Source organism: Candidatus Alistipes pullistercoris, assembly GCF_027665465.1.
In the GTDB taxonomy this organism is placed as follows: Bacteria; Bacteroidota; Bacteroidia; order Bacteroidales; family Rikenellaceae; genus Alistipes_A; species Alistipes_A hominis.
The window spans coordinates 518139-535688 of the sequence record NZ_JAQDED010000002.1; the positions used below are offsets into that span (position 1 = coordinate 518139).

The following is a 17550-nucleotide window of genomic DNA, read 5'->3' on the forward strand; positions in this document are numbered from 1 at the left end:
ATCTGAGATAGTATGAAAATCCATAAGGAGGGAGCTCCGATCATCCTGTGCGCCGCGGCTCTGGCAATCGTTCTTGCCGTACTTTCTTTCTGGTTGTTGCCGACAGCGGCGGCATGGATCGTATCCGTGACGGCATGGATCGGCGTACTGTTCATCACCTCCTTTTTCCGAAGCCCGTCGCGGCCGCTGTTGCAGGACGACGGAGCCGTGTATTCGCCGGCGGACGGAACGATCGTCGCGCTCGAGGAGGTCGAAGAAAAGGAATATTTCAAGGACAACCGGATCGTGGTATCGGTCTTCATGTCGATCTGGAACGTGCACATCAACTGGTTCCCGGTTTCGGGAACGGTCGATTACTTCCGGCACCACCACGGGCTGTTCCTGGTGGCGTGGCACCCGAAATCGTCGGAAGACAACGAACGGACGACGACGGTCGTGGACATGGGAGGACAAAAAATCATGTTCCGCCAGATCGCCGGTATGGTGGCCCGACGGATCGTCTCTTACGCCCGCGTAGGGCACCGCGTCGAACAAAATTCGCAGTGCGGATTCATCAAGTTCGGCTCGCGGGTCGATCTGTTTCTGCCGCTGGACGCCGACATCCGGGTCAAGCTCGGCGACAAGGTGGTCGGTACGCAAACGCTGATCGCGCGGCTGAAAAAGCAGTAGTTTCGGCCGGGTTATGCCGGAATCCGCTCCCCCAAAAAAGAGATAAAGACATTCCTACTCTTGAGACCTAATTTATAAAGATGTCTAAAATATACCGGTATATCGTTGCAGGGGTCATCACGGCAGTGGTTCTGTTCCTCGTGTGGTACTTCAGCAACGTAGTCGCGTATATCCTGACGGCGGCGGTGCTGGCGATGATCGGCAAGCCGCTGACCGACCTGCTCAGCAGGCTGCACATCGGCAAGACGCGGCGGCTGCGCGTTCCCCGCTGGCTGGCCGCCCTGTGCACGCTACTCATGATCTGGATCGTCATCGTCGGACTGTTCGGGCTGTTCGTCCCGATCGTTTTCCAGAAGATCAATGAATTTTCATCGCTCGACATCCCGCAGCTCATCGGCTATTTCCACGAGCCGCTGATGTCGCTCGAACACTTCATCAAACAAACGTTCGCCATCCGGGACGACGAATTCTCGATCATCCAGGCCATCACCGAGCAGATCAAGCCGCTGCTGAACATCAACCTGATCAACAACCTGCTCGCATCGATCGTCAACACGGTCGGCAACGCGGTCATCGCGGCCTTCTCGATCTCGTTCATCACTTTCTTTTTCCTGAAGGAAAGCAGTCTGTTTTACGACATGGTCATCATCATGTTCCCGAAAAAATACGAAGCGAACATTTCTCGGGCGCTCGACTCGGTAACCAACCTGTTGGTGCGCTACTTCACCGGAATCGTTACCGAATCGGCACTGATGACCGTGATCGTCTCGATCGGCCTGCTGATCTGGGGCCTTTCGCCGCACAACGCGTTGGTGATCGGGCTGATCGTCGGCGTGCTGAACGTGATCCCGTACGTCGGTCCCACGATCGGTATCGCGATCGGCATTTTCATCGGCGTTACCGGTATGCAAGGCGACGTCTCGACCGGCGGGATGGCGCTGCGGATCGCCGGGACGATCCTGTTCGCGCAGGGCGTGGACAACTTCGTCCTCCAGCCGGTACTCTATTCGAACCGGGCCAAAGCGCACCCGCTGGAGATCTTCCTGGTAATCCTGATCGCCGGATCGCTGGCCGGCGTGCTGGGTATGTTGCTGGCTATCCCGGCCTACAATGTAATCCGCGTCTTCGCCAAGGAATTTTTCAACAATTTCCGCGTCGTCCAGAAACTTACCGAAAAAATCTGACGGATTCCGGACAAATTTTATTAAATTTGTTTGTCTTTTTTGCGGGCGGCCCGTAAAAAAGAAGTCGCTTTTCCCTAAAATTTTACGCTCATGCGCAAACTGTTCCCGCTGCTCGTCCTGAGTCTGCTGCTGTCTTCGAACGCCGCCGTCGCCGAAAAAGCGGCCGAACGCGGCGTAAATTCCGAACGGCTGATGCTGGCGGGAGACCGCCCCGACCCTTCGATCATCCGAGACGGAGATACCTATTATATGGTGCATTCTTCGTTCGAATACGCGCCGGGCCTGCTGATCTACCGATCGAAAGACCTGGTGCGCTGGGAACCGCTGGTCAATGCGTTGCACCGGTACGTGGGATCGGTATACGCCCCGGATATCGTCAAACACAACGGCCGGTGGTACATCTATTTTCCGGTGGTCACTCCGGCCCATACGACCAACATGGTCGTATGGGCCGACTCCCCGGAAGGGCCGTGGAGCGAACCGGTCGACTTGCAGATCGGCGGGATCGATCCGGGACACGCGGTCGATGCGGAGGGAAACCGCTACCTGCTGATGAGCAACGGCTACCTGGTTCCGCTGGCCGCCGACGGGCTTTCGGCGACCGGCCCCGCACGAAAAGTTTACGACGGATGGGAATTTCCGAAGGAGTGGGACGTAGAAGGATTCTGCCTCGAAGGGCCCAAAATCCGAAAAATAGGAAAATACTACTATATGCTGACGGCCGAGGGAGGAACGGCCGGGCCGCCGACCAGCCACATGGTCGTCGTCGCGCGGGCCGAGCGCCTGACCGGCCCGTGGGAAAACAGCCCGTACAATCCGCTGGTACATACCTACTCCCCGGACGAGCGCTGGTGTTCGAAAGGACACGGGACGCTGATCGACACCCCCGACGGACAGTGGTACGTCGTTTACCACGCCTATGAACGGGGATTCTACACGTTGGGTAGGCAAACGCTGATCGAACCCGTCGCCATGACCGAAGACGGCTGGCCCGCCGCGGTTGCCCGTCCTGCGAAAAAACAGCCGGCGAAACAGGAAACCGCCGCTTCTTTCTCGGACGATTTCTCGACCGACCGGACCGGAACGCAATGGCAGTTCGCCGGGGAATACGACCCGCAGCGGGCGCGCCGAGAGAACCGTACCCTCGTGATGCAGGCCCGCGGAAACGACCCGTCCGACGCCTGTCCGATGCTGTTCGTTACCGGAGATCATGCCTATGAAATGGAGGTCGAAGCGCAATGCGCGCCGGAAGCAGTCGCCGGACTGGTGCTCTTTTACAATCCGAAACTTTATACCGGAATCGGCCTGGACAAAGGACGCCTGGCAATCCACGTGCTCGGCAGGGCCGAGTCGTTCGACGTGCAGCTTCCCCGGCACGTCTGGTTCCGGCTGCGGAACGACCGGCACGTCGTCTCGTTCTGGTACAGTCCCGACGGACGGAATTGGACGAAGGCAGACAAAAGCTGCGAAACCTCGGGCTATCACCACAACATGGCCGGGGAGTTCCTGAGCCTGCGGCCGGGGATCTACGCGGCGGGCTGCGGCGAAGTCGTTTTCAGGAATTTCAAGTACAAAACATTATAAAACAACCACAAACAAATCAAACGGAATGAAAAAAATCCTCTTTCTGAGCTTGTCGTTGCTGACGGCCGCCGGGATGTCGGCCAAAGTGACGCTGCCGTCCGTACTGGGCAGCAACATGGTGCTGCAACAGCAGTGCAACGCCAATCTGTGGGGCAAAGCCGCCCCGTCGAAAAAAGTAACGGTCACCACTTCGTGGGACAACCGCAAATACACCGTCCAGGCTGCCGCCGACAGCACCTGGAAGACGGCGGTCGCCACGCCTGCCGCCGGAGGACCTTACTCGATCCGGATCAGCGACGGCGAAGCGATCGTACTCGACAACGTGATGATCGGCGAAGTCTGGATCTGCTCCGGGCAGTCGAACATGCAGATGCCGGTCATGGGCTTCCCCGGACAGCCGGTAGTCGGTTCGAACGAGGCGATTCTGAACGGGACGAACAGCGACATCCGGATGTTCGTAGTACGCCGCGAAGTGAGCGACCGGCCGCTGGACGATTGCAACACCGACACCGGATGGCAGGAAGCTACGACCGAAAGCGTCGCCGGATTCACCGCCGTCGGCTATTTCTTCGGCCTGAACCTATACAAAGTGCTCGGCATTCCGATCGGCCTGATCGAAACGGACTGGGGCGGAACCCGCATCGAAACCTGGATGGACATGGAAACCGCCCAAAAAGTAGAACAAAACCAAGTTGAAAAAGACAAAAACCATCAGGCCCCGAATAAGACCGCACAACTGTACAACGCGATGATCCATCCGTTGGTCAACTACACGGCCCAGGGATTCATCTGGTATCAGGGCGAATCGAACATCCACACCGGAAACGCGCACCTGTACAGCCAGTATATGCAGCAGCTCGTCTCGCTGTGGAGAAACGAGTGGGGCAACCAGCAGATGCCGTTCTACTACGTCCAGATCGCGCCGTTCGTTTACGAAGGCGACGACAAAACCAGCGTACCGCTGATCGTCGAACAGCAGCTCGCCGCAATGGACAAAATCCCCTATTCGGGTATGGCCTCGACGACCGATATCGGCAGCGGCCCCTGCATTCACCCGTCTCAAAAAATCCCCGTAGGCGAACGTCTCGCCCTGCTGGCGCTGAGCAAAACCTATGGCAAGAAGGGCCTGATCTGCGAAAGCCCGCGCTTCGAATCGGTGCGTTTCGAAGACGGCAAGGCGATCGTGCGTTTCAAGACCGAAGGTACGCTGGGCCCGGATTATTCGGGACGGATCAAAGGCTTCGAGATCGCCGGAGCCGACAAGATTTTCGTTCCGGCACGGGCCGAATACATCGTCGGACAACCGGAGATCGCCGTCAGCTCGACGATTGTCGAGAATCCGGTCGCCGTGCGCTACGCGTTCCGCAACGTACCCGACCAGACGACACTGTACAATACCGGAGGACTGCCCGCGTTCCCGTTCCGCACGGACGACTGGAACGATGCGCAGTAAAACGGCTGTTCCGCGCAGCCGGCAAGCGTAACCGGCCGGCCGACAGCAATAATAAAAATAAAAAAGTGCACCGTCCGAGGGACAGTGCACTTTTTATTTACAGACTCCGGAAACGAATCTTACCGTTTCGAAATATCCTGGTATTCGACTTCGAGCCCTTTTTCGTACAGCGTCATCGCGCGGCGGCTCATACCCATGCTCGAGAATCCGCCGTCGTGGAACAGATTCTGCATGGTCACTTTACGCGTCAAGTCGGAAAAAAGCGTCAGCACATAGCCCGCGCAATCGTCGGCCGTCGCATTGCCCAGCGGAGAGTTCCGGTCGGCGTAATCCATCAGGTCGCCCATCCCCAGCACGCCCTTGCCGGCGGTCGTCGGCGTCGGCGACTGCGACACGGTATTGATCCGGACGAATTTTTCGCGGCCGTAGATGTACCCGAAACTGCGGGCGATCGACTCGAGCAGCGCCTTGGCGTCGGCCATGTCGTTATAACCGTACAGCGTCCGCTGCGCGGCAATATACGACAGCGCCACGATCGAAGCCCAGTCGTTCAGCGCATCCTTTTTACGGGCTACCTGAATCACCTTATGGAACGAAATTGCCGATATATCGAGCGTTTTGGTCAGAAAATCATAATCCAGATCGTCATAAGTGCGTCCTTTGCGGACGTTCGGGGACATCCCGATCGAATGCAGGATGAAATCGAACTTGCCGCCGAAATGCTCCATGGTCTTCTCGATCAGGTTCTCCAGATCGGGTACGCTGGTGGCGTCGGCCGGTACGACGATGGCGCCGCACGCCTCGGCCAGTTGATTGATGGTTCCCATGCGGATCGACACGGGAGTATTGGTCAGCACGATCTCCGCTCCCTCTTCCACGGCTCGCTCGGCCACTTTCCACGCGATCGAGTCTTCGTTCAGGGCTCCGAAAATCAGCCCCTTCTTTCCTTTCAACAAATTATACGACATCTTTATTCACTTTTGATCGGCGCAAAGGTAGTCAAATATGTCGAACTCCAAAAAGGGGATTACTGCGGCACGAAAATGTAGGTGATAGTGCCGCTCTGCTTATCGGACCCCGTATCGTCCACGTTGAAACGAGAATTGCGGGCCGCCAGAATGGCCATGTCGTTGATGCAACTGCTGTTGGTCGAGCTCTCTTTCATAGATGCCGAGACGACCTTGCCGTTGCGGTTCACGGTGATGTTCACGGTCACTTCGCCGCCGCCCTCGCACTGGTAGGCCGGCATGTACAGCGAAACGTCGCGGCGGCCCGGCAGCCAGTAGGATATCAATACGCTGCCTTTCTGCTTGACGCCGCTCTCCTTTTCGCCCTCCTTCGCTTCGCGCTGGGCCTTGCTGCGGGCGATCATCTCCTGTTCTTCGCGGCGGCCCTTCGCAAAAGCGTCCTGCGAAGCCTTCACGCGTCCGGCTACGGCCGCAGCCTCTTCGTCGAGCCCCTCCATAAAATCGGCGATCGATTTCGACGAGGAAGCGCCCCCGCCCGCAGTCGACGCCGTCGTACGGCCGACCGACTCCGAACGGCCGTTCTCATCGGAGATCCGGTTTTTGACATTGCTGAAATCGTCCCCCTCGTCCTGCTGCTCGGGCACCTGCTGCTGAAGCGTTTCGAGCGCCTGCTGCATATCGGTCAGGTCGATGTACATCGCTCCCTCGACGCGCTCCTGGTTCATCGCGATTTTTACCGAAACGAATACGATCCCGAAAGCCAGGTAAGCGATAATCATGCAGCACAGTCCCACCCGGTGCTCATAAGCCCATGAGCCCAGATCGGTGGGGCCTTTTTCGAAAGGCAGCCTCGGCCGCGGCGGCCGGACATTCGGCGGTACCGGACGCGCAGGGGGCGCCGGTTTGCTTGTTTCCTGCATCGTTTCCCTATAAAAACCGAACAAAAGTACGATTTCTTTCAAAAAATTCATACCTTTGCGCGCAAAATAATGTTTTTTCAAAAGTTATGTCACCGAAACAGCAGACATTGAACGCTCCGATCACTTTTCAGGGAAAAGGCTTGCACACGGGGCTTCATGTTACTATGACCGTCAACCCGGCCGAAGCGGGGCACGGCATCAAATTCAGAAGGATCGATCTCGAGGCCCAACCGACGATCGAAGCCCTGGCCGATTTCGTGGTGGATACATCGCGCGGAACGACCATCGAAAAACGCGGCGTCCGCGTCAGCACGATCGAGCACGTTATGGCGGCTCTGTGGGGCTGCGGCGTAGACAACGCCCTGATCGACATCGACGCTCCGGAAACCCCGATCATGGACGGCTCGGCGCGGGAATACGTCGAAGCCATCGCGCGAACCGGACTCAAAGAGCAGGACGAGGAACGCAAATATTATTCGGTGAGTGAAAAAACGCTTTTCGAAGCGCCCGAACGCGGCGTCGAGCTGGCGGTATACCCGGACGACGAATTTTCAATCAACGTCAACATCGATTTCAACTCCAAAATCATAGGCAACCAGTATGCGCGCCTCGACCGTATCGGGGATTTCGCGGAACAGATCGCCCCGTGCCGCACGTTCGTCTTTCTGCACGAACTGGAACCGCTGATCAAGAACAACCTGATCAAAGGAGGCGACCTGGACAACGCCATCGTGATCGTCGAAAACAAGATCCCGGACGAAGAACTCGCCCGGCTGTCGGAACTTTTCAACAAAAAGGACGTTCAGGTCGACGAAGGCTACCTGAACAACATCCAACTCCGCTTTCCGAACGAACCGTCTCGCCACAAGCTGCTGGACATGGTCGGCGATCTGGCGCTGATCGGTATGCGCATCCACGGACGCGTAGTCGCCTACCGCCCGGGCCATGCCGCCAATACCGAACTGGCCAAAATAATCCGCAGGAACATCAAGCGGGACGCGGCTAAGCCCCGTTTCCATTTCGAGCCGGACTCGACTCCCGTATACGACATCAAACAGATCAAGGGCATGTTACCCCACCGTCCTCCGTTCCTGCTGGTAGATAAGGTAATGCACCTGGACAGCGAGAACGTGGTCGGGATTAAGAACGTAACGATGAACGAGCCGTTTTTCGTGGGACACTTCCCGAACGAGCCGGTCATGCCGGGCGTGCTGATCATCGAGGCGATGGCCCAGTGCGGCGGGATTCTGGCGCTCAGCAGCGTTCCCGACCCGGAAAACTACTCGACCTATTTTCTCAAGATCGACGGCGTGAAGTTCCGGGACAAAGTGGTTCCCGGCGACACGTTGCAGTTCGAACTGAAACTGGCCGAACCGATCCGGCGCGGAATCGTCACCATGGAAGCGAAAGCCTACGTGGGCAACCGTTTTACGACCGAAGCGACGCTGATGGCGCAGATCGCCCGCAACAAAGACTGACAACCCGAACAGAAATCCATAATCCGAGTATAATGATAAGTAAATCAGCCCATGTTTCCGAAAATGCAAAATTGGGAGAAGGCGTAACCGTCGAACCTTTTGCATACATTGCAGCCGATGTCGTGATCGGCGACGGTTGCTGGATCGGCCCGGGAGCCGTGATCCTGGACGGCGCACGGCTGGGAAACAACTGCAAAATACACACCTCGGCCGTAATCGCCGGCGTACCGCAGGATCTGAAATTCCGCGGCGAATACTCGACCGTGGAGATCGGCGACAACACGTCGATCCGCGAATGCGCCACCATCAACCGCGGTACGGCGGCCAAAGGAGTGACCAAAGTGGGAAGCAACACGCTGATCATGGCTTACGCGCATGTCGGACACGATTGCACCGTAGGAGACAACTGCGTGATCGTCAACGGCGTTTCGCTGGCCGGAGAAGTCGAAGTCCAGGACTGGGCGATCCTCGGCGGACACTCGGCGGTTCACCAGTTCTGCCGGATCGGGGCCCACGTGATGCTCAGCGGCGGATCGTTGGTCAGCAAAGATATCCCGCCGTTCGTGAAAGCGGCCCACAACCCGCTGTCGTTCGTCGGAGCCAACTTCATCGGTTTGCGTCGCAGGGGATTCTCGCCGGAAAAAATCAACGAGATCCAGGAGATGTTCCGCATCCTTTTCCAATCGGGCTACAACTATTCGCGCGCCTGCGAAATGGTCGAAAACCAGGTGCCGCAATCTGCCGAACGGGATCTGGTGCTCGACTTCATCCGAAGCTCCAAACGGGGCATCCTGAAGCCGTACAACCCGAAAAAAAGCGACGACGAAATCGAATAACGACAGGCGCCGAACGACCGTCCCGGTGCATACGACTGATCCGGATCCCGGTCCGGCCGTTGTATTCGCTGGTCGCCGCGACACGAAAATTAACGGAAATTTGTTGTTTTTTTCAATAAATAAAGCTACATTTGCAGCGTAGCGGAAAGATGGGGGACGGGAGTCCCCCGTTTTATTAACCCTACCCCGGAACTTTCGACAAATCGTACATCCATGATAGATACCGAACGGATACGTGAAATCATCGACGAAAAACTGGCCGGAACGGATCTGTTCCTGGTCGGTATCCGGCAGTCGCCGTCCAACGAGATCGAAATTACGATCGACAGCGACACGTCGGTGGGAATCGACCGTTGCGCGGAACTGAGCCGGGCGGTCGAAGAGGCGTTCGACCGGGATGCAGAGGATTTCGAACTAACGGTCATGTCGGCCGGCATAGGTCAGCCGCTCACGATGCTGCGGCAGTACCGCAAGCTGATCGGCCGGGAAGTCGAGGCGGTGCTGAAAGACGGATCGAAACTGACCGCCGTTCTGAAAGACGCGTCCGCAGAGGCGCTTACGCTGAGTTACAGCGAAAAAGTAGCCGTAGAAGGTAAAAAACGCCGGGTATCGGTCGAACGCGAACGGACGATCCCGCTCGCGGAGATCAAGACGACCCGCGAACACCTGCGATTCAAGTAACGAAACGGCAGCCGGCCCGGCGAGGGCCGCAACCGGATATAAAACATACACAAAAAAAGCTAAAGTAAAGTTAACCAAAACGTACCGGGGGCAATGGTCGGAAAACCGTAAGGCCGTATTGCCTGTTAAAATTTTACATTACAGATATGGACAATCTCAATCTCGTAAACACGTTCGCGGAGTTCAAAGAGCTTAAGAACATCGATAAGAGCACCATGATCGGTGTTCTGGAAGATGTGTTTCGTCACTTGCTGATCAAGACTTACGAAACGGACGAAAATTTCGACGTGATCATCAACCCGGAAAAGGGAGACCTCGAAATATGGCGCAACCGGACGATCGTGGAGGACGGAACGGTGGAAAACCCGAACCAGCAGATCTCGCTGACCGACGCCCGCAAAATCGACCCGACCTACGAAATGGGCGAAGAGGTGGCCGAAGAGATCAAGCTGGCCGACTTCGGAAGGCGCGCCGTGCTGTCGCTGCGGCAGAATCTCGCCTCGCGGATACTCGACCTGGAAAAGGCCAATCTGTTCAACAAATATACCGAAAAAGTGGGCGAAATCATTACCGGAGAGGTCTACCAGGTATGGAAAAAGGAAATACTCGTGCTGGACGACGAAGAGAACGAACTGGTGCTGCCGAAAGCGGAACAGATCCCGAACGATTTCTTCCGCAAGGGCGACAGCATCAAGGCGATCGTTTCGAAAGTGGAGATGAAGAACAACAACCCCTACATCGTTCTGTCGCGTACCGCCCCGGAATTCCTCGAACGGCTTTTCGAGATGGAGGTCCCTGAAATTTACGACGGCCTGATCACGATCAAGAAGATCGTCCGCATCCCCGGCGAACGCGCCAAAGTCGCCGTAGAATCCTACGACGACCGCATCGACCCGGTAGGCGCCTGCGTCGGCATGAAGGGCTCGCGCATCTATTCGATCGTCAAGGAGCTGCGCAACGAGAACATCGACGTGGTGAACTATACGACCAACACGCAGTTGTTCATCCAGCGGGCGCTGAACCCGGCCAAAATCTCGTCGATCAACCTCAACGAGCAAACCAAGACCGCGGCAATCTACCTGAAACCGGAAGAAGTTTCGCTGGCGATCGGCAAAGGCGGCCTGAACATCCGGCTCGCGAGCATGCTGACCGGATACGATATCGACGTCTACCGCGAACTGGAAGAGGAAGACATCGCTCTGGATACGTTCAAAGACCGGATCGACGGCTGGATTATCGACAAGCTGAAAAGCATTGGCTGCGACACGGTCAAGAGCGTGTTGGAACTCTCCGTCGCGGAACTGGCCCAGCGTTCCGACCTGGAGGAAGAGACCGCGCAGGAGATCATCGACATCCTGAAATCGGAAGAAGAGGACGTGAGCCTGGACGAATTTAAGGATGAGATCGACGAAGCGATCATCGATAAGTTCAAGAGCATCGGCCGCGACACGGCCAAAAGCGTACTGGAACTTTCGGCCGAAGAACTGGCCAAGCGCACGGGGATCGACGCCGGAACCCTGCAGGAGGTACTGAATATTTTGAAATCGGAATTCGAATAGCGCGCGGAAACGGGCCGGACGAAGGAAGCCGGCCGCGAACGATCGCAGAACGTTACGAAAGAGGAATGAATACATTCGCTTTATCCATGTGCATCGGCCTGGGCGCAGGCATTGCGGACATCGTCCCGATGATCGCGCAGAAACTGCCGGCGCACTCGACGGTATCCGTTTTCCTGCACTACTTTTTCGTTTCGATCGTGATCGTGAACATGGATTTGCCGCACATCCCCTGGTGGATCGAGGGAGGCGTGGTAGGCCTCGCGCTGACGATCCCGATGCCGATTCAGGTGGGGCACGCCGACCGCAAGCCGTTGCCCGTCATCGCGGCGAACGCCGTCGTACTGGGAACGCTGGTCGGGATAGCGGGTCACCTGCTACGGTGACCGTCCGGCAAACAACTTAGATAAGAACAAATAAGAGTCGATATAGATCCGAACCCGAAAAACGAAGCAATATGTCAAATGAAAGAAGACTTAGACTCCATCAGGTTGCGAGAGAGTTAAAAGTGGGACAAACAACAATTATTGAATTTCTTGAAAAAAAGGGAATCAAGGTGGACAATTCGCCCAGTTCGATCATCGAACCGGCTGCGTATGCCATCCTGGATAAAGAGTTCGGCGGAAACAAGCACATCGAGAAGGTGAATATCCGTGAAAAGATAAACCTGAAGCATGAATCCGTTTCGCTGGACGACCGCAAGGAGAACGAGCAGAACGGCTCCGACGACGGCGCCGATTTCAAGAACGAGGTAATTATCAAAAGCGGCGTGATCAATGTCAAGGACGAAGTGGCGAGAATGGCCACACCTAAGATATTGGGTAAGATCGATCTATCGGACAACCACAAGAAGAAAAATACGGCGGAACCGGCTACGGAGAAAAAACCTGAAGCTCCGAAGGCGGCTCCCATCGCGACCCCCGTGAAGAAACAGGAAGCGCCCAAACCGGCTGTCGAGCCGGTCGTCAGCGCTCCGGCTGCCCCTGCTACGCCGGCAGCGGCCGCTCCGGTTGCCGCCTCCGTCCCCCATGCAGCACCGGCCGCTGCGCCCAAGCCCTCCGAAACCGTCGCGGAAACAACGGCCGATAAGACGGAAGTCGTAATCCAGAACCAGACCTACGACCAGCGGATGGCCGCCGACGAAAGCAACCTGTTCCGTCCGGGCGAAGGCACCAAACTGTCGGGGCCGAAGGTTTTGGGGAAAATCGACGTGAAATCCTTCGAAAAGAAGAAGGGCGAGGACAGCCACCGCAAACGGGAGAAACGCAAGCGGATTTCGAAAGACAAAGTAGACATTACGCAGAAGCAAAACCAGCCGACCGGCAAGGACAACCGGCCGAAGGCTGCGCCGAACGGCGCTCCGGGCGCGGCGGGTTCCGGTAAAAGCGCCTTCAAGGACAGGCGGAAAGGGAAAGCGGTAAAACCGGTGGTGAAAGCGGAAGTCAGCGAAGAAGAAGTACAGAAGCAAATCAAAGATACCCTGGCCCGTCTGACGGCCAAAGGCCCGAAGTTCAAAACGTCGAAGCACCGCCGCGACAAGCGGGAAGCGGTATCGGCCCGTATGAACGAAGAGCTGGAACGCCAGGAAAAAGAAAAAAGCGTACTGAAGGTGACCGAATTCGTAACGGTCAGCGAACTGGCGACCATGATGGACGTCAGCGTAACCGACGTCATCACGGCCTGCATGAACCTGGGGCTGATGGTTTCGATCAACCAGCGCCTCGACGCCGAAGCGTTGGTCGTGGTGGCCGAAGAGTTCGGTTTCAAAGTCGAGTTCGTTGCGGTTGAGATTCAGGAAGCAATCGACACGGAGGACGAAACGGACGAAGACGCCGTTCCGCGGCCGCCGATCGTTACGGTGATGGGGCACGTCGACCACGGTAAAACGTCGTTGTTGGATAACATCCGCAAGGCGAACGTAATCGCCGGCGAAGCGGGCGGTATCACGCAACACATCGGGGCATACAGCGTGAAACTCGACGACGGCCGGCGCATCACGTTCCTCGATACGCCGGGTCACGAAGCGTTTACGGCCATGCGTGCCCGCGGGGCGAAAGTGACCGACGTGGCGATCATCATCGTAGCCGCGGACGACAACGTGATGCCGCAAACCATCGAGGCGATCAACCATGCGGCCGCCGCACAGGTCCCGATCGTTTTCGCGATCAACAAGATCGACAAGCCGGGAGCCAACCCGGAAAAGATCAAAGAGGAACTGTCGGCCATGAACTACCTGGTTGAAGATTGGGGCGGTAAATACCAGTGCCAGGAGATCTCGGCCAAGCAGGGCATCAACCTCGACAAGTTGCTCGAAAAGGTGCTGCTCGAAGCCGAATTCCTCGACCTGAAAGCCAATCCCGACCGGAAAGCCCAAGGCGCGGTGATCGAATCCACGCTGGATAAAGGGCGCGGTTACGTTGCGACAGTGCTGGTACAGAACGGCACGCTGCGGGTCGGCGACATGCTGCTGTCGGGCATCTACACCGGCCGCGTGAAGGCGATGTTCAACGAACGCGGCACGCGGATCACCGAAGCGCCCCCGTCCACGCCGGTGCTGGTGCTCGGGCTGAACGGCGCTCCGCAAGCCGGGGACTCGTTCAACGTGATGGACGACGAACGTTCGGCGCGCGACATCGCCAACAAGCGCGAACAGTTGCAGCGGATGCAGGGCCTGCGCACCCAGAAGCACATCACGCTCGACGAAATCGGACGCCGCATCGCGATCGGCAATTTCAAGGAGCTGAACATCATCATCAAGGGCGACGTGGACGGTTCGATCGAAGCGATGGCCGACTCGCTGATCAAACTGTCGAAAGAAGAGGTTCAGGTCAACGTGATTCACAAGGCCGTAGGCCCGATCTCCGAATCGGACGTGATCCTGGCCGCCGCTTCGAACGCCGTGATCGTCGGATTCCAGGTGCGGCCTTCCGCCGCGGCCCGGAAACTGGCAGAGAAGGAAGAGATCGAAATCCGACTCTACTCGATCATTTACGACGCGATCAACGATATCAAAGACGCCATCGAGGGTATGCTCGCCCCGGTGATGAAGGAGGAAATCGTATGTTCGGTCGAAGTGATGGAAGTGTTCAAGATCACGAAGGTCGGCACGGTCGCCGGCTGTCTGGTGCGCGAAGGCAAGATTACGCGGCATACGAGCATCCGCGTAATCCGCGACGGCATCGTGGTCTACACCGGCAAGCTCGGTTCGCTGAAGCGTTTCAAGGATGACGTCAAAGAGGTGAACAACGGGCTCGAATGCGGACTGAACATCGAGAATTACAACGATATCCACGTAGGCGATATCATCGAAGGTTACGAACAGGTCGAAGTTAAAAAATAACCTCGCCGACGCCGAACCCGTCGTTTTGCGGGCCGTCCTCACGAATCGGGGGCGGCCCGCTTCGATTTTATGCCGGTCATCCGGCACGAATTTCCGATAAAATGATTAATTTTGGCAGAAACCGAACCGAATAACCCGAAATTAGCCTATGAAACTTTTGTTGAGCTTCGCACTGATGCTGTGCGGCCTGGCGGTACAGGGCGCCAGATTTTCCCCGATGCAGGCCGTCGACCTGCAGTGCGAGTACCTGACTACGCCGCTGGGGATCGACGTCGCCGAACCCCGCCTGATGTGGAAATTGCAATCTCCGGTCGGAGGAGTCTCCCAGAGCGCCTACCGGGTCGTCGTGGCGACCTCGCCCGAGCAGCTCGAAGCCGGGAACGCCGACGTATGGAACTCGGGGCGGATCAAATCCGGCGACCAGACGGTCGTATGCAGCCCCGCCGCTCCGCTGAAGTCGCATACCCGTTACTTTTGGAAAGTCGAAACGTGGGACGACAACGGCCGTATGCCGGTCACTACGCCGGTATCGTGGTTCGAAACCGGCAAGATGACGCCCGGCGAATGGAAGGCGCAATGGATCACCGACTCGCACGACGAACAGTATAAGCCCGCCCCGATGTTCCGCCGCGAATTCGCGACCGGAAAGCAGATCGCTTCGGCCCGCGCCTATATCTGCGGACTGGGTTACTACGAACTTTACCTGAACGGGGAGCGCGTGGGCGACCATCTGCTCGATCCGGGCTATACCGATTTCTCGAAACGGGTGCTCTACGTAACTTACGATATCACCGCTCAACTCGGCGAAGGTAAAAATTGCATCGGGGTCGTGCTCGGTAACGGCTGGTATAACGAACAAACTCCGGCCGTGTGGAACTTCCATCTGGCTCCGTGGCGCGACCGCCCGCGGCTACTGTGCGAACTGCATGTCACCTACCGGGACGGATCGACCGAAACGATCGGCAGCGACGCTTCGTGGAAAACGGCGACCGGCCCGCTGCTGTACGACAACCTGTACACCGGCGTAACGTACGACGCCCGGCTCGAACAGCCGGGATGGAACCGTCCCGGATTCGACGACGGCGCCTGGCAGCCCGCCGTGACCGTCCAATCGCCCGCGCCGCTGATCGAAGCGCAGAAAATGGCGGCCGTCGCCGCATCCGGATCGGTAAAACCGGTATCGGTCGAGAAGATCAACGACACGGTATACGTCTACAACCTGGGGAAAAACTTCGCCGGAGTATGCCGACTGCGCGTGAAGGGGCCGCGCGGAACCGTCGTAACGATGCGGCACGGCGAATTGCTCGATTCGGCCGGACGGGTCGATCAGAGGAACATCAACATGCACCTGCGCCCGACGAACGCATCGGAGATCAGCCAGTTCGACACCTATATTCTCAAAGGCGAAGGCGCCGAAACCTTTATGCCTCCGTTCACGTATCACGGTTTCCAGTACGTCGAGGTAACGACCAGCGTACCGCTGCAACTGACGGCCGAGAACCTCGAAGGCATAGTCATGCACAGCGACGTGCGACCGACCGGCGATTTCAGTTGTTCGAACAAACTGATCAACCAAATATTCGACATTTCGAAACGCTCGTACCTGAGCAACCTGTTCGGCATCCCGACCGACTGCCCGCACCGCGAAAAGAACGGCTGGATGGCCGACGGCTACATGGTGCAGGAAGCCGGCATGATCAATTTCGACAGCCGGAACATCTACGCCAAATGGGTGAACGATATGATCGACGCGCAGGAGGCCGACGGCAACGTGCCGGGTATCGTCCCGACTTCGTGGCACTGGGATTCGAACTGGGCCGGCCCGATGTGGGACGCCGCGATCTTCATCACGCCGCACCTGCTGTACCAATACAGCGGCGATACGCGGGCGATCGAAACGATCTACCCGGCGGCCAAACGTTACCTGGAGTACTTGCAAACGCGCGAGGAAGCGAACGGCACGATCAACCACGGACTCGGGGACTGGCTGTTCTACAAAGCGCAGACGCCGGTCGATTTCATGGCCACGTGTTTCTATTACTGGGATAACGTGCTGATGGCGCAGATGGCCCGGCTGACCGGCCGCGAACCGGAAGCCGCCCCTTACGAAGCGAAAGCCGAAAAGCTGAAAGTCCTGATCAACGAACTGTTTTTCGATCCCGAAAAGGTCTGCTATTCGAACGGCACGCAACTGTCGTACGCGCTGCCGCTCTATGTCGGTATCGTCCCGGAACAATACGAGAAACGATTGGCCGAAAACCTGAACTGTTGCATTGCGGACAACGATTACAGCCTCGATTTCGGCTTCATCGGCAGTCTGGTCGTACCGGCCGTGTTGTCCGACTACGGATATGCCGACGCCGTCTACCGGATGGTCACCAAAACCACGCTACCCTCATGGGGCTACTGGATCGAACAGTGCGGAGCGACCTCGCTGTTCGAAACGTGGGACGTCCTGCGGAACATCGGCGACGCATCGCGCAACCACCCATCAATGGGCGCCGTCAGTGCCTGGATGTACAAAACGCTGGCCGGCATCCAGGTCGATCCGGAACAACCGGCATTCCGGCACGTGCTGATCCGCCCGGCTTTCGTCGACGGATTGAACTGGGCGAAGGCGTCTTACGATTCGCAGCGCGGCGAGATCCGCAGCGCCTGGGAGCGCAACGGCGACCGGATAACGCTGAACGTGCAGATCCCTGCCAACATGACGGCCACCGTATCGCTGCCGTCCGCCGCCGTCGAAGCAGTCGGTTGCAAAGGAAATGCGAAAAACATCCGGAAAATCACGGACAAAAAGTCGTCCGGAGTCGCTTACCGGATCGGTAGCGGAGCCTACCGTTTTACCTGTACGATAAACTGAAAAACCCAATCATAACCG

At 57.3% G+C, this 17550-nt stretch carries 13 protein-coding genes; 11 read left to right on the forward strand and 2 right to left on the reverse strand.

What is annotated here, in order from left to right; all coding sequences use genetic code 11:
• Positions 1-12: 12 nt before the first annotated feature.
• The 4 genes from PGR91_RS05470 to PGR91_RS05485 all read left to right on the forward strand — a co-directional run bounded on the left by PGR91_RS05470 (position 13) and on the right by PGR91_RS05485 (position 4890).
• Positions 13-669 (forward strand): phosphatidylserine decarboxylase family protein, encoded by a 657-nt coding sequence (locus PGR91_RS05470; protein WP_118656441.1) that lies wholly within the window; start codon positions 13-15, stop codon positions 667-669.
• 80 nt (positions 670-749) lie between these two features.
• Positions 750-1853, forward strand: coding sequence for an AI-2E family transporter (locus tag PGR91_RS05475; protein ID WP_101571342.1), 1104 nt, complete (start codon positions 750-752; stop codon positions 1851-1853).
• A 90-nt stretch (positions 1854-1943) separates the two neighbouring features.
• Complete coding sequence (locus PGR91_RS05480) at positions 1944-3437, forward strand: family 43 glycosylhydrolase (RefSeq protein ID WP_118656443.1); 1494 nt, start codon at positions 1944-1946, stop codon at positions 3435-3437.
• Positions 3438-3462: 25 nt separating this feature from the next.
• Positions 3463-4890 carry a sialate O-acetylesterase gene (locus PGR91_RS05485; protein ID WP_118656445.1) on the forward strand — a complete coding sequence of 476 codons (1428 nt, stop codon included), beginning with the start codon at positions 3463-3465 and terminating at the stop codon, positions 4888-4890.
• A gap of 119 nt (positions 4891-5009) precedes the next feature.
• On the opposite strand, the gene PGR91_RS05490 is transcribed toward PGR91_RS05485, so the two are convergent.
• Together PGR91_RS05490 and PGR91_RS05495 are read right to left on the reverse strand one after the other, a co-directional pair.
• The gene (locus tag PGR91_RS05490; protein WP_101571347.1) at positions 5010-5858 is read right to left on the reverse strand and encodes an enoyl-ACP reductase FabI; all 849 of its coding nucleotides are present in this window, start codon (positions 5856-5858) and stop codon (positions 5010-5012) included.
• A gap of 59 nt (positions 5859-5917) precedes the next feature.
• A complete protein-coding gene (locus tag PGR91_RS05495) occupies positions 5918-6778 on the reverse strand; it encodes an energy transducer TonB family protein (protein WP_172970746.1) in 861 nt (286 codons plus the stop codon).
• A gap of 86 nt (positions 6779-6864) precedes the next feature.
• On the opposite strand from PGR91_RS05495, the gene PGR91_RS05500 reads away from it, so the two are divergent.
• The 7 genes from PGR91_RS05500 to PGR91_RS05530 all read left to right on the forward strand — a co-directional run bounded on the left by PGR91_RS05500 (position 6865) and on the right by PGR91_RS05530 (position 17532).
• Positions 6865-8256 carry a bifunctional UDP-3-O-[3-hydroxymyristoyl] N-acetylglucosamine deacetylase/3-hydroxyacyl-ACP dehydratase gene (locus tag PGR91_RS05500; protein ID WP_101571351.1) on the forward strand — a complete coding sequence of 464 codons (1392 nt, stop codon included), beginning with the start codon at positions 6865-6867 and terminating at the stop codon, positions 8254-8256.
• A 32-nt stretch (positions 8257-8288) separates the two neighbouring features.
• Entirely contained in the window at positions 8289-9092 is an 804-nt protein-coding gene (gene lpxA, locus PGR91_RS05505) for an acyl-ACP--UDP-N-acetylglucosamine O-acyltransferase (protein ID WP_055202079.1), read from the forward strand.
• Between the two features lie 213 nt (positions 9093-9305).
• Positions 9306-9773: a ribosome assembly cofactor RimP gene (rimP, locus tag PGR91_RS05510; protein ID WP_055202081.1), complete on the forward strand. Its 468-nt coding sequence runs from the start codon at positions 9306-9308 to the stop codon at positions 9771-9773.
• A 146-nt stretch (positions 9774-9919) separates the two neighbouring features.
• A complete protein-coding gene (gene nusA, locus PGR91_RS05515; RefSeq protein ID WP_081032479.1) occupies positions 9920-11332 on the forward strand; it encodes a transcription termination factor NusA in 1413 nt (470 codons plus the stop codon).
• A 65-nt stretch (positions 11333-11397) separates the two neighbouring features.
• Positions 11398-11715: a hypothetical protein gene (locus PGR91_RS05520; protein WP_101571353.1), complete on the forward strand. Its 318-nt coding sequence runs from the start codon at positions 11398-11400 to the stop codon at positions 11713-11715.
• Positions 11716-11786: 71 nt separating this feature from the next.
• A complete protein-coding gene (gene infB / locus PGR91_RS05525; protein ID WP_101571355.1) occupies positions 11787-14669 on the forward strand; it encodes a translation initiation factor IF-2 in 2883 nt (960 codons plus the stop codon).
• 148 nt (positions 14670-14817) lie between these two features.
• A complete protein-coding gene (locus PGR91_RS05530) occupies positions 14818-17532 on the forward strand; it encodes a glycoside hydrolase family 78 protein (protein ID WP_118656449.1) in 2715 nt (904 codons plus the stop codon).
• Positions 17533-17550: the final 18 nt, after the last annotated feature.